A 12824-nucleotide genomic window follows, 5' to 3' on the forward strand; every position below is an offset into this window, starting at 1 on the left:
GGGCATGGGGCATGGGGCATTGGTGATTAAGTTCTTTTCTATCCTTATGCCCTATCCCCCATCCCCTATGCCCTATCCCCTATCCCCTATGCCCTATTCTTCCAGTAAACTTCTCAGCATCCAAGCTGTCTTTTCGTGTACTTGCATCCGCTGGGTTAACAAATCGGCAGTCGGTTCGTCGTTAACTTCTTCCACTACAGGAAAAATAGATCGTGCAGTTCGCACTACAGATTCTTGTCCTTCCACTAGTAAGCGAATCATTTCCGTAGCTTTAGGAACTCCAGGGGTTTCTGCAATCGAACTCAGTTTGGCATATTCACTGTAAGTTCCTGGTGCGGGATAGCCAAGCGCTCTAATCCTCTCGGCAATTAAATCAACTGCTAGAGCTAGTTCTGTATACTGTGTCTCAAACATCAAATGCAGCGTTTGGAACATCGGCCCTGTAACGTTCCAATGGAAGTTATGAGTTTTCAGATATAGTGTATAGGTGTCGGCTAGCAGGCGAGACAACCCCTCGGCAATTTTAGCCCTATTCGTTTCGTCAATGCCGATATTTACATTACTAACTGTTGCTTTAGATGACATAATTTTCTCCTAATTGAGTTATATGTAATTGTGTATTGATCATTGGGCACTATTGATTATCTGTTAATTTTTACCATGCCCCATGCCCCATGCCCCATTCTCTATGCCAGGTGCATCTTCAGAACGCTGCGGTTAGCTCTACGGACTCTGGCTAAAATGGTTTCTTTGCCTAAACGCTGGCAAGCTTCATAACGATGGCAACCAGAAAAGCCATAATACTGTCCATCTACTTCTAAGACATCGATGGGTTCTTGCTGCCCAATGTCCGCGATCGATTCCATCAAGGCTTGCACTTTATTGGCATCGTTTGTACGGGGCAACGGCCGGTGAATCTGATTTAATGGAATTTCTTGGACTCTAACCATAAAATGTTTTCCCAAGTAGTTCTATTTTGTGTATCTAATATAAATCATAGTCATTATGACTTCGTTTTGCAAGCAATATTTTGGGCAAAATAGGTAATGGTATCGTTGGAGCACTAATGCGACAAAAACACCGCACCACAAAGCAATTGAAAAATCTGCCCCAACGCCTCATTGAGGGACAGAAGACGTTTTCTACTAGAGGCTTTGCCAACGCGCTTCTCTACCAGAGGCTCCGCCAACGCTATCAGATAGGTATGCAATTTACGTTTTGGCGTTTTTCTTACACTGTACTGGCGACATTTTGCTTGTTGGGACTGACTGCTGCATCAGGCCCAGCGAGCAATACAAAGGATGTAGAACTAGAGATTGGGGTTGTACAGCGATTTGGAGAGAAACCCACAGCAAAGCTGCAACTGGAACCGACAAAAGGCGATCGCTTAAAGCTGAGGTTTAAAAAGGGTAACAAACAGCAAATCCTGGTTACAAAAGACCCCGTAAAGCTAGAAACAGTAATGCAAGCTTTACCCCAGCCAGCGGTTGAGGAAGTGGTAGTTTTGGGCAATTACCGCACCTTTGAAACTGCCGAAGACAGTGCTCAAAACTGGCGTTCTCAGGGAATAGAGGTGGAAATAGCCCAACCAGAACGCTGGCAAGTTTGGGCAAAACGGGATGTTTACAGCACACCTTTACTGCGACGCTTGCTATTTCAGAACATCCAAGCTTCTGGCAAAAAACAGACGTATATTGACACTAAAATACTGCAAAAAGTGCCGCGAGTTAGTTGGGTAGTAAATGGCAACCGTTACAGCCCGAATAATCTGGAAATTAGTAGTGATAAAAACCTGATTCGGGTAAATAAAAGCGAAAAACCTGAAAATGCTCGTCTTTATGCAGGACGGATGAACTTGCAGCCCAATGCTTACGGTACATACACTTTAGTTAACCAAGTGCCCTTAGAAACTTATTTGCGTGGAGTTGTACCTTACGAAATTGGCACAAATGCGCCAAAAGCAGCACTAGAAGCCCAAACGATTCTGGCTCGGACTTATGCCCTGCGGAATTTACGGAGATTTGCCGCAGATAATTATCAGTTGTGTGCTGATACTCACTGCCAAGTTTATTATGGGCTGAATGGAGTAACTCCTGTTACAGATCGGGCGATCGCCTCAACAAGAGGTATGGTTCTAACTTATGAAAACCAGCTAGTGGATGCTCTTTATTCTTCTACAACTGGTGGCGTTACCGCCTCCTTCAGTGATGTCTGGAATGGTGAGGATCGTGCCTATCTACGTCCAGTAGTAGATGCTCCAATAAATTTTTGGAACTTGTCTAAACAGAGTTTAGCCGATGAAAAGAATTTCCAGCAGTTTATTAATCTGCAAAAAGGATTTAATGAAAGCACCTGGAATATGTTTCGTTGGCGCAAAGAAACCCCTTTAGAAGATATTACCAAGGGCTTGCAGAAATTTTTGCAGGTGAAAAAGAATCCCTACGCCAAATTTAAGACAATTCAGGCTATGGCTATAACCAAGCGAAGTCCGAGCGGACGCATTCTTGAACTCGCTGTTAAAACTGATATCGGCACTTTTTATTTACATAAAGACGAGGTTCGTAGTGCCTTTGCTGCTCCCAGAAGTACGCTTTTTTACTTGGAACCTTTGAATAAAGGCAAACAAGATCTGTGGGGATACGCCTTTATTGGTGGTGGATTGGGACATGGAGTCGGCTTGAGCCAAACTGGCGCTCAAAATTTAGCCAAACTAGGTTGGTCGAATCCCAAAATTTTGCAATTCTACTATCCTGGTACTCAAATTAAAATTCTCAACGACAAGATTAAGTTCTAATTAAGGAGGCAGGAGGACGAAGGCAGCTTTGCAGGAGGTAATCCCCATAAATAAATTTAGGGGATTTAATAAGGACGCATTTTTCCTTGCGCTGCGCTTCTCGGAAAAATATTTTTATTTTTTTTCATAAATAAATTTAGGGGCTTTAAACCCTTTTGGCAGAGGGCAAAAATTGTATTTTCTTCCTCCTGCCTCCTGCCTCCTGCCTCCTGCCTCCTGCATAGCTGCCTTTCTTCGGTAAAAATACTCCCAGGGTAACAACTGTGTATCTCATGGAAATCAAAATCGCTATAAGAGTCAAGAGTCAAATGGGGTAGGGTTTGGTTTCTTGACTCTTGGAAAGAGTTTCAAAAAAAAGTCTCACCTTCTGGTAATGTAAGAATTTCTACTCCATCTTCAGTCACGGCTAGGGTATGCTCACATTGAGCAGAAAGTAGGCGATCGCGAGTTAAAGCAGTCCAACCATCACTAAGAACTTCGACTTCCCATGTGCCTTCGTTAATCATCGGCTCAATGGTAAACACCATCCCTGGTCTAAGACGCTTGCCTCTGCCGCGCGTTCCATAATGGGGAATATCCGGCGTAGTGTGGAAAACATTGCTGATACCGTGTCCAACGAAATCTCGCACCACAGAAAAGCCTTGTGCTTCAGCATACTCTTGAATGGCTGCACCAATGTCCCCAATACGCGCCCCTGGTTTCACCTCAGCGATGCCCAGGCTACGGCATTTCTCGGTAACATCCACTAGCTTTCTGGCTTTAGGGGAAGGCGTACCGACAAAGAATGTCTTAGATGTATCGCCGTGATAGCCCTCAACAATCAGCGTTACATCAATATTGATGATGTCACCTTCCTTCAGAATCTGCTTGGCATTAGGAATACCGTGACAAACAACCTCATTTACACTGGTGCAAATCGATTTAGGATAGCCTTTGTAGCCAAGAGGTGCGCTTTTTGCGCCGTGAGCTTGTGTCCAACGTTCGGCTTCATCATTGAGCTGGAGAGTGCTAACCCCTGGCTTCACCAATGGTTCAAGATGCTGTAGGAGTTTGGCAGCCAAGCGTCCTACATGACGCATTTTGTCTAGTTCTCGTGTAGATAAAATAATTATTGGTTCGGTTTTCATATTTAGAGAATCTTTCATAAATATATAGTTGTCCCTGTCTGTGCCGCTCTTTTGGCGGCATCAGCTACCTTCAGGGTGTACAAGCTTTCCTCTGGGGTAACGTATAAAGGAGTGTGATCAACAATATGGTCTAATACTAAACTCGTATCTTTAGCAAATAAACCCCGGCGAGCACCAACCTCGATAGGTGTTGTTTCTCCAGGCTGGATGAAAAGTCCTTTGTCCCCATCAAAAATTAACCCACCGTTTTCGCCATGAACTTCAAACTTGCGTTCTGGCTGCCAAATGGTTTCGCCTTTGCCATAGACTACTTGCGCTAGCAGTCCACTGGTAAAGCACAGTTGACTGATGCAAAAACAGGTTTGGTAGTACTCCGGTTCAATTTCCCAATATCGTTGATGACAGTTAACAGTCGAGACTTGACCAAACAAATCGGTGAGACGATGTAGGCGAGACAGCGCACCAATCAAGGGAAAGCCGAAAAGCTCATGGTTATAAGTCCACTTGCGGGGTGCGGGATACTGAGAATTGATAGTGCTGTAGCGGACATAAAACACATTGCCAATTTTTGCTAGGTGCTGCTTCAAGGCTTGATGCAATCCGCCTAAGAGTTCAATGTGTTCAACGTGGAGAAGTTTTTGTTGGGCTTTGGCTAAGGCGATCAATTCTTCAGCCTCTGCCACATCCAACGAAAGAGGATACTCTACAATTACGTGTTTACCGTTAGTAAGTGCGCCACGAGCGATCGCACCATGATCTCGATTCACAGTCGAGATTACCACCAAATCTATATCTTCGCGCTCTACTAGCTGTTGCCAAGAACTTAACGTTTCAGTTTGGTATTCTCTGGCAAAAGTTTGCGTATTTTCTGGTTTATGACCAACAATCGCGATTAGATGCGATCGCTCGTCACTCAGAAACGCCTCAGCCCGAAGCTTTGCTGCATACCCAGTACCAACCAAACCCACACGCACTTTTGCTTTTTCCAAAGCTGCCTCTGAATTATACATGATCCTTACCAGTTCTGTATTTTACAATCCCACGACTGCTAGAAAGCAAGGGATTCTTTTTTTTTATAAAGATAGTTTTTTCTCAAAACAATGTACTAAGTCGGTTTCCTTTTATAAATAAAACTTATCGGTATTAACTAACTAAATTTCATTACTAATCGGGGTCAATTTCCAGTTACATCCACTAGTTTTTCTCGTAGTATCAGAATTGAAGCAAATTTGAAGCAGCGGCTAACCCATAAGGGCAGCCCTACCTTTGCTTTAGCATAACTTATACTGCCGTTTGCAAAAGAGAGGATTACTAAATGCCAACTTACAAAGTGACACTAATCAACGAGGCCGAGGGCTTAAACGAAACAATTGACGTTAATGACGATGAGTATATTCTAGATGCTGCTGAAGAAGCTGGTCTTGATCTGCCTTACTCTTGTCGCGCTGGTGCTTGCTCTACCTGTGCCGGTAAAATCAAATCAGGTACCGTTGATCAGTCCGACCAGTCATTCTTAGACGACGATCAGATACAAGCTGGATATGTGCTGACTTGTGTCGCCTACCCAACATCTGACGCCACAATCGAAACTCACAAAGAAGAAGAACTCTACTAAAAGTTAGGCACCTCAATAATAAACCTCTTGCAAGAGTTACCGATGTTGGACAAATAAAAGCAGTGCATTCAAGGGGAAAAATCTCCCTGCATTGATGTGCATTTTCAAGCGACTTTGCAAAAAGTCTAATTTCACACTAGGCAGGAACATAATAACTTTATGTGTTCCTGCTTCATTTATATATTTCTGCTTTGTTAGAACTAAGCCCTTTCAAGGTGATTCGTAAAATAAGATTGTTTTTTCTCAGCGCTCTGTGTCTTGAAAAGTTCAGATCGCTGATTTCCGGCGCTCCGACTTTTCGCTGTGTCTGTGCGGTTCCAAGTAATTTATCTAACCGCAGAGGCGCAGAGAACACAGAGGCAAGAAATAAAAAGGGGATTTTTTGAGCCATATTTTTACCCACCTTGAAAGGGTAGTTAGTGCCTCTGTCATCGCCCTACTTCATTGGACGGTAAGTACTTTACTTATCGTCCCAATTTATTAGGAATACCTTCACAGCCACCGGGAATAGTACCTCTAGTTTTTTCACCGCCCCAGGCGCAGCAGTAGTAACGTGCAGACTCTGACATCCTTTGCACATCAGTGAAATTGGCATTTTCCACTACAGCACCGGTGTGTTCGCCAGTTTCGTAGTTTGGTGGCTGTGTGCGACTGCGTGGTGATGCGTTAGCAACTGCACCGTAAAATAGGCGAATCCCGTTGAGGTCAGCACCGCAAAGATTGGCATTATATAAGATAGTGCGGGAGAGGTTGGCTTTGACCAAATCGCAACCGTTGAGGTTAGCGCGGACAAGATTAGCTTCGCTGAGGTCAGTCCAACGTAGATCTGTAGCAGAAAGGTCTGCGGCGGCTAACATGATGCCTAAATCAATGACGCGCACACCTGCAAGGCGGTCTTCAGCGTAACCGCCAAAGCCGTTGAGAATGGCTCGACCTAAGCGAGAATCGCGTTTTAGGGGGGTCAGCAGCTTGGAACGTGAGAGAAAGCGGAGAATTTTCGCTTTACCAGTACTATCAACACTACTGAAAATGGCAGCGGTGCGTCCTTCGGCGATCGCCCTTTCTTGGGGCCAATCTTCTAATAATCCTTCTTCATCTAATACTAAATCTGAAACGCCTTGGAAATAAGAATCGATCGTCTGCTGCTGAGTGATAATATTTTGCTGAACTGTGAGTAAGTTTTGCTGAATTGTCAAGTCTTTGGAAATAACGTATTGTCGCCACGCTACATAAACGGCGATGATAGCGATGAGAATTTGTCCTAAAGCGCCAAACCATTCTGCTAAGGGGCCGACAGCTTCCCAGTTTATTTTGCGTCCCCAAAGAAGCAGGCGATCGCTTGCACCAGTAAACTTAAACAAGCCGATGATCGCTACTAATAGTGCTAAAAAGGCAACAATCAGCGTTCTCTGTTGGTGTGAAAACCACTCATTTGCTACAGAAATCAACCAAGGTAATAAAATCGCCAGGGATAACACCAAAGTCACCAGCGTTCCAAAGATGCCGATGATCGAGTTATTTAAGGCAAATCCGATAAAAGTGGTAGCGATCGCTACTAGAGTAATCAGCAATGCCCTCGGCTTCACTGTGAATTGATTGGTAGTCTCTGGCTTGAAGTTGGAACGTGCTTGTTGCAGGGCATTTGTATGTTGCGGAGATTGCAAAGACGAAATTGCCGCTAAAGCCTGTTGTGCAGCTAGCGCTTCTGAGGTTAGGTTATTCTCACCTGCACCACTGTCAAAGTCATCTGGTTGCAAGTCGTTTTCAAAGACGGGTTCTGGGCTTGGTAGATTGGGGGAGTTGGATTCAATCGTCATGCTTACTATTTTGCCCCAGCAGATTCAGTTCAACAGCTGTTTTATGTTAACCGCCACCAGGTAGGGTAAGGCAAGAGTTCAATCCCATAATCAACTAATTTTTTGGATTGAAAATAATTAACTTTCGTGCTCTTATACTGATATTTCATTTTTAAATTTTATTTTAACTATAACTATTCCCTATTCATTGATTTAAGCAGATTATCTATTAGCAACTTTGATGGGCAGGCAAAGTCATTGCCAAGGCTTGATAAGTAAATTTTGAGTAAAGCAATTGCCTTATCTGTATTTAATATGATAGTATAACCCGTACTTTATACTCAAATAAATTTATGCATCGTTAGCAAGATTTTTTTCAGAAAACAAGAAAACTAATTGATAAAAATCAGTGCATTTTGATCCGATTTTTAAATCTAAACAGGTTCTAGCATCATATTACGAGTTATACAGGTACAGCATGGTCTTTTGGCGTTGCTTGGTTGCCTCTAGCTTTATCACTTTCTTCGTATTTGGTTGTGGTGATGGGGCAAACTCATCAATAGAAAATACCAAACAAGTTGTACAAGAAAGTAATGTAGCCCAGCTGCTTGTAGAAGCAAAGGCTAGTCAGAAAGCAGAAGATTTTTTTCATCAAGGCAATAATTTGTTAGATGCACAACGTTACGAAGCTGCAATAGCAGCTTACGATCAAGCGATCGCTATTAAACCTGAGAGTCCTGAAACTTGGATTAATCGCGGTATTGCCTTAACATCTTTACAGCATTACAAAGATGCGATCGCATCCTATAACAAAGCGATCGCCATCAAACCTGACAAAGATGAAGCTTGGTATAATCGTGGCATTGCCCTAACATCTTTACGACGCTATAAAGATGCGATCGCATCTTACAACAAAGCGATCGCTATTAAACCTGATAAGTATGAAGCTTTGATAAACCGAGGTATTGCCCTCACAAAGTTGCAACGTTACAAAGAAGCTATTGCATCTTACGATCAAGCGATCGCCATCAAGCCAAATAAGCACGAAGCATATTACAACAAAGCTTGCTCTTATGCTTTACAAAATGATCTAGAATTAGCACTTGAGAATCTTAATAAGGCTATCCAGCTGGTTCCTGATAAGTACAAAAAATTAGCAAAAACTGATCCTGATTTTAATAAAGTGCGTAACGAAAAACGATTTCAGGAATTACTTCAATAGTCTGTTGTTACCACCACTAGTAATAGTAATTAGACATGAAAAAATTATTAATAACCGGAGCTAGTGGTTTTTTAGGATGGCATCTTTGCCAACTTGCCAAGCAAGAATGGGAAATTTATGGTACTTATTTTTCTCATTATTTAGATATTCCTGGCATCAAAATGCTGAAAGTTGACTTGGCAGACTTTCAAGAATTAAAGCGCATATTTAATGAGATTGAACCATCAGCAGTTATTCATACCGCAGCCCAATCACAACCTAATATTTGTCAAACTCATCCTGAAGAATCATACATAATTAATGTTACAGCATCGTGTAATATTGCTGGACTTTGCGCGGATAATTCTATTCCTTGTGGTTTTACATCAACCGACTTAGTTTTTGACGGCATAAATGCTCCCTATCGAGAAACAGACTCCGTATGTCCTGTAAACCTTTACGGTGAGCAAAAAGTCAAAGCTGAAGCAGGTATGCTAGAACGATATCCGATGACCGCAGTGTGCCGGATGCCGTTAATGTTTGGCATGGCAACACCTACAGCTAAAAGCTTTCTACAGCCATTTATCCAAACTTTAAAAGCCGAAAAAGAACTAAATTTATTTATAGATGAATTCCGCACACCAGTAAGTGGAATAACTGCGGCAAAAGGGCTGTTACTAGCATTAGAAAAAGTCAACGGCCCCATTCACTTAGGTGGAAAAGAGCGGATTTCGCGCTATGATTTTGGCAAGTTATTAGTTGAAGTATTTCAACTCCCAGCTACTGGACTTAAAGGCTGCCAACAGCAAGATGTGAAAATGGCAGCGCCAAGACCAGCAGATGTTTCTTTAGATAGTTCTCAAGCTTTTGGATTAGGGTATCAGCCTTTATCCTTGCGAGAAGAATTGCAGGAATTAGTCAACAGCCGTCGTAGGATGCCGTATCCCTACGTAAAAGCCAAGCTACGCTAGCGTCTCCTCTAGGAGAAGGGCTGTAGGGCGAACAGAACTTCCCAAAACAGAGGCGCACAGAGAGTTTATTCTAAAAAAATCCCCCCAACTTTCATTTGTACAAGGTTGGGGGGAGCAAGTTTTAATTAAACTGTATGGCTTTATGAGGAATAAGCGTCCATTGGTAGACAAGAACAAACAAAATTTCTGTCCCCAAAGGCCGCATCGATGCGACTAACAGCCGGCCAGAACTTGTGTTCACGAGTCCAAGGCGCAGGATAGGCGGCTTGTTCACGTGAATAAGGATGTTGCCATTCTCCGGTGATAAGGCTTTCGGCAGTGTGGGGTGCATTCTTCAAGACATTATCTTGGGCATCCACCTTACCTGACTCAATTTCGGCGATTTCTTGGCGAATAGAAATCAACGCATCACAAAAACGATCCAATTCTTGTTTAGATTCGCTTTCTGTCGGTTCCACCATGATTGTACCCGCCACAGGCCAGGAGACAGTGGGCGCATGAAAGCCGTAATCCATCAGACGCTTGGCGACATCATCGATTTCGATGCTCGCAGATTTTTTGAGCGATGGCGAAGCGCCTCGCAAGCTACGCAAATCTAAAATACATTCATGGGCAACTAGGCCATTTTTCCCTTTATACAAAATGGGATAGTAAGATTCAAGCCTCTTGGCAATGTAGTTAGCATTGAGAATTGCCACTTTAGTTGCTTGCGTCAAACCAGCTGCACCCATCATGACAATGTACATCCAAGAAATCACCAAGATACTGGCACTACCCCAAGGCGCAGCAGCCACAGCACCAATTTGTGAGTTTTGAGTGCTGAGTTTTGAGTGCTGAGTTTTGAGTGCTGAGTTATTATTCTCCCCCTGCTCCCCTGCTTCTCCTGCTCCCCCTGCTCCCCTGCTGCCCAGCTTAACCACAGGGTGTCCAGGGAGAAACGGTACAAGATGGGAAGCAACGCCAATTGGCCCCATACCTGGGCCACCGCCACCATGAGGGATACAGAAGGTTTTGTGCAGATTCAAGTGACAGACATCAGCGCCAATATCTCCAGGACGGCAAATCCCCACTTGGGCATTCATATTCGCCCCATCCATGTAAACTTGTCCACCGTGAGCATGGACAACAGCGCAGATTTCCTGAATTTGCTCCTCAAAAACACCGTGAGTTGAGGGATATGTCACCATCAAGGCGGCGAGTTCATTGCTATGTTTTTCTGCCTTAGCTTTCAGGTCATCTAGGTCAATGTTACCTTCTAAATCACAGGCAACTGCCACCACCTTCATCCCGCACATCACCGCACTTGCGGGGTTTGTCCCATGTGCTGACTGGGGAATTAAACAGACGTTGCGGTGTGCTTCACCACGACTTTCATGATATTGGTGAATAACTAAAAGCCCTGCGTATTCGCCCTGAGAACCAGCATTTGGTTGCAGAGAAATTCCGGTAAACCCGGTAATTTCAGCTAACCATGCCTCAAGTTGCTGAAACAGAATTTGATAACCCCGCGTTTGCGACAATGGAGCAAATGGATGAATCTTGCCAAATTCTTCCCAACTCACTGGTATCATCTCAGATGTCGCATTTAACTTCATCGTGCATGACCCTAAAGGAATCATCGATGTAGTTAGGGACAAGTCTTTACTTTCTAGCTTGTGCAGATAGCGCAATAACTCCGTTTCTGAGTGATAGCGGTTAAAGACAGGATGAGTTAGGTAACTACTTTGACGGGAGAGGGAAAGAGGAGGGGAAGTTAATTCTTCTATGGTGAAAGGTAAATCGTCTGTTCCTGCGAAAATTTGCCAGAGATCAATTAAGTCTTCTGGTGTAGTGGTTTCGTCCAGTGAGATGCCAACAGCAGTTTTGTCGAAAATCCGTAGGTTAATATTTCGTGCTTGACAAGCTTCAAGAATTGCTTCTAAGTTATGTGTTCCCAACTCCACCCGCAGCGTATCAAAGAAATATTGAGAACTTATCTTATAATCTAGGCGTTTTAACCCTTCTGCCAAGATTAAAGTTAATTGGTGGATTTTCTCGGCAATTTTCTTTAGTCCATCTGGGCCATGATAGACAGCGTACATACTTGCCATCACCGCCAGCAGCACTTGGGCTGTACAGATATTACTAGTAGCTTTATCACGGCGGATGTGTTGTTCGCGGGTTTGCAAAGCGAGACGCAATGCGGGCTTACCGAGAGCATCCTTTGATACACCTACTATTCGCCCTGGAACCTGCCGCTTATACTCTTGTTTCGTGGCAAAATATGCCGCATGGGGGCCTCCAAACCCCAATGGAATACCGAAGCGCTGGGTGCTACCTACGGCAATATCAGCGCCAAATTCACCGGGGGGTGTTAGCAAAGTTAGACTTAGGGGATCTGCTGCTACCGTCACCAATGCACCCTCAGCATGGGCTTTTTCTATAAAAGCGCGGTAGTCGTAAATAGTGCCGTCACTTGCAGGGTATTGCAGGACTGCACCGAAAATTGGTTGATCAAAATTAAATGTCTGATGGTCATCAACAATAATGTTAATGCCCAGCGGTTTAGCACGTGTTTGCAGCACGTCAATGGTTTGGGGATGACAGTCACGAGAAACAAAATAGGCATTTGCCTTATTTTTGCAAACTCCATAACTTAAGCTCATCGCCTCTGCTGCTGCTGTAGCTTCATCGAGTAGTGAAGCATTGGCAATTTCCAAACCTGTGAGGTCGACAATCATTGTTTGGAAATTCAGCAGTGCTTCCAGTCGCCCTTGGGCAATTTCTGGCTGATAAGGGGTGTATGCAGTATACCAACCAGGGTTTTCTAGGATGTTACGCCCAATTACGGGTGGGGTAATACTGTCGTAATATCCCATACCAATGAATGAGCGGCAAACCTGATTTTTGGCAGCAATTTGTTTTAACTTTGCTAGTGCTGCGTACTCACTTTGGGCTTCTGGTAACTGTAGAGTTTTATTCAACCGAATTGCCTGGGGCACTGCTTGGTCAATCAGGGCATCCAAGCTGGAAAAACCCAATACGCCCAGCATTTGCTGGATGTCATCGGAGTTAGGCCCAATGTGCCTTGGCGTAAAATCACTAAACTTTTGCTCCTTTTTGTCTAGCACTTGGCGATCGCTAGACTTAGGAATAGAGGCGTACGAGACCACGAATTAAACTCCAGACGCAACTACTTCATATTTTGCAACAAATACTCTGAAACTGGGGATTGGGCATTGGGCATTGGGCATTGGGCATTGGGCATTGGGCATTGGGGAGCTATTAGATGGGTGAATAAGAGTAATTGTTAGTTACCCCACTCCCCCACTCCCCTACTC

At 43.9% G+C, this 12824-nt stretch carries 11 protein-coding genes; 4 read left to right on the forward strand and 7 right to left on the reverse strand.

Going from position 1 to position 12824, the window contains the following annotated elements; genetic code table 11:
• Positions 1-93: 93 nt before the first annotated feature.
• Together IQ246_RS25040 and IQ246_RS25045 are read right to left on the reverse strand one after the other, a co-directional pair.
• A complete protein-coding gene (locus tag IQ246_RS25040; protein ID WP_194006028.1) occupies positions 94-585 on the reverse strand; it encodes a Dps family protein in 492 nt (163 codons plus the stop codon).
• Between the two features lie 101 nt (positions 586-686).
• Entirely contained in the window at positions 687-950 is a 264-nt protein-coding gene (locus tag IQ246_RS25045; protein ID WP_194006029.1) for a ParB N-terminal domain-containing protein, read from the reverse strand.
• Positions 951-1066: 116 nt separating this feature from the next.
• Here IQ246_RS25045 and IQ246_RS25050 point away from each other — a divergent pair, with 116 nt between their 5' ends.
• Complete coding sequence (locus IQ246_RS25050; RefSeq protein ID WP_194006030.1) at positions 1067-2794, forward strand: SpoIID/LytB domain-containing protein; 1728 nt, start codon at positions 1067-1069, stop codon at positions 2792-2794.
• A gap of 347 nt (positions 2795-3141) precedes the next feature.
• Here IQ246_RS25050 and map read toward each other — a convergent pair whose 3' ends face one another.
• Both map and IQ246_RS25060 read right to left on the reverse strand, forming a co-directional pair.
• Positions 3142-3921, reverse strand: coding sequence for a type I methionyl aminopeptidase (gene map, locus IQ246_RS25055; RefSeq protein ID WP_194006038.1), 780 nt, complete (start codon positions 3919-3921; stop codon positions 3142-3144).
• A 14-nt stretch (positions 3922-3935) separates the two neighbouring features.
• Positions 3936-4931, reverse strand: coding sequence for a Gfo/Idh/MocA family protein (locus tag IQ246_RS25060; protein WP_194006031.1), 996 nt, complete (start codon positions 4929-4931; stop codon positions 3936-3938).
• Positions 4932-5236: 305 nt separating this feature from the next.
• Between IQ246_RS25060 and IQ246_RS25065 the strand changes: the two genes are divergently transcribed.
• Positions 5237-5536 (forward strand): ferredoxin, encoded by a 300-nt coding sequence (locus IQ246_RS25065; protein WP_194006032.1) that lies wholly within the window; start codon positions 5237-5239, stop codon positions 5534-5536.
• A gap of 172 nt (positions 5537-5708) precedes the next feature.
• Here IQ246_RS25065 and IQ246_RS25070 read toward each other — a convergent pair whose 3' ends face one another.
• Both IQ246_RS25070 and IQ246_RS25075 read right to left on the reverse strand, forming a co-directional pair.
• Complete coding sequence (locus IQ246_RS25070) at positions 5709-5927, reverse strand: hypothetical protein (RefSeq protein ID WP_194006033.1); 219 nt, start codon at positions 5925-5927, stop codon at positions 5709-5711.
• A gap of 73 nt (positions 5928-6000) precedes the next feature.
• Entirely contained in the window at positions 6001-7353 is a 1353-nt protein-coding gene (locus IQ246_RS25075) for a pentapeptide repeat-containing protein (RefSeq protein WP_194006034.1), read from the reverse strand.
• Between the two features lie 457 nt (positions 7354-7810).
• Between IQ246_RS25075 and IQ246_RS25080 the strand changes: the two genes are divergently transcribed.
• On the forward strand, positions 7811-8554 hold the full coding sequence (locus IQ246_RS25080) for a tetratricopeptide repeat protein (protein WP_194006035.1): 744 nt from the start codon (positions 7811-7813) through the stop codon (positions 8552-8554).
• A gap of 35 nt (positions 8555-8589) precedes the next feature.
• A complete protein-coding gene (locus IQ246_RS25085; protein WP_194006036.1) occupies positions 8590-9504 on the forward strand; it encodes an NAD(P)-dependent oxidoreductase in 915 nt (304 codons plus the stop codon).
• A gap of 140 nt (positions 9505-9644) precedes the next feature.
• On the opposite strand, the gene gcvP is transcribed toward IQ246_RS25085, so the two are convergent.
• Complete coding sequence (gene gcvP / locus IQ246_RS25090; protein WP_194006037.1) at positions 9645-12656, reverse strand: aminomethyl-transferring glycine dehydrogenase; 3012 nt, start codon at positions 12654-12656, stop codon at positions 9645-9647.
• Positions 12657-12824 lie beyond the last annotated feature (168 nt).

Source organism: aff. Roholtiella sp. LEGE 12411 (genome assembly GCF_015206995.1).
Lineage (GTDB): Bacteria > Cyanobacteriota > Cyanobacteriia > Cyanobacteriales > Nostocaceae > Komarekiella.

Excerpts from the sequence above, each read along its gene's own strand:
- IQ246_RS25085 (WP_194006036.1), top strand. The coding sequence starts at position 8,590 with ATGAAAAAATTATTAATAACCGGAGCTAGTGGTTTTTTAGGATGGCAT.
- IQ246_RS25070 (WP_194006033.1), bottom strand. The coding sequence starts at position 5,927 with ATGGCTCAAAAAATCCCCTTTTTATTTCTTGCCTCTGTGTTCTCTGCG.
- IQ246_RS25075 (WP_194006034.1), bottom strand. The coding sequence starts at position 7,353 with ATGACGATTGAATCCAACTCCCCCAATCTACCAAGCCCAGAACCCGTC.
- IQ246_RS25045 (WP_194006029.1), bottom strand. The coding sequence starts at position 950 with ATGGTTAGAGTCCAAGAAATTCCATTAAATCAGATTCACCGGCCGTTG.
- IQ246_RS25040 (WP_194006028.1), bottom strand. The coding sequence starts at position 585 with ATGTCATCTAAAGCAACAGTTAGTAATGTAAATATCGGCATTGACGAA.
- IQ246_RS25050 (WP_194006030.1), top strand. The coding sequence starts at position 1,067 with ATGCGACAAAAACACCGCACCACAAAGCAATTGAAAAATCTGCCCCAA.
- map (WP_194006038.1), bottom strand. The coding sequence starts at position 3,921 with ATGAAAACCGAACCAATAATTATTTTATCTACACGAGAACTAGACAAA.
- IQ246_RS25065 (WP_194006032.1), top strand. The coding sequence starts at position 5,237 with ATGCCAACTTACAAAGTGACACTAATCAACGAGGCCGAGGGCTTAAAC.
- IQ246_RS25060 (WP_194006031.1), bottom strand. The coding sequence starts at position 4,931 with ATGTATAATTCAGAGGCAGCTTTGGAAAAAGCAAAAGTGCGTGTGGGT.
- IQ246_RS25080 (WP_194006035.1), top strand. The coding sequence starts at position 7,811 with ATGGTCTTTTGGCGTTGCTTGGTTGCCTCTAGCTTTATCACTTTCTTC.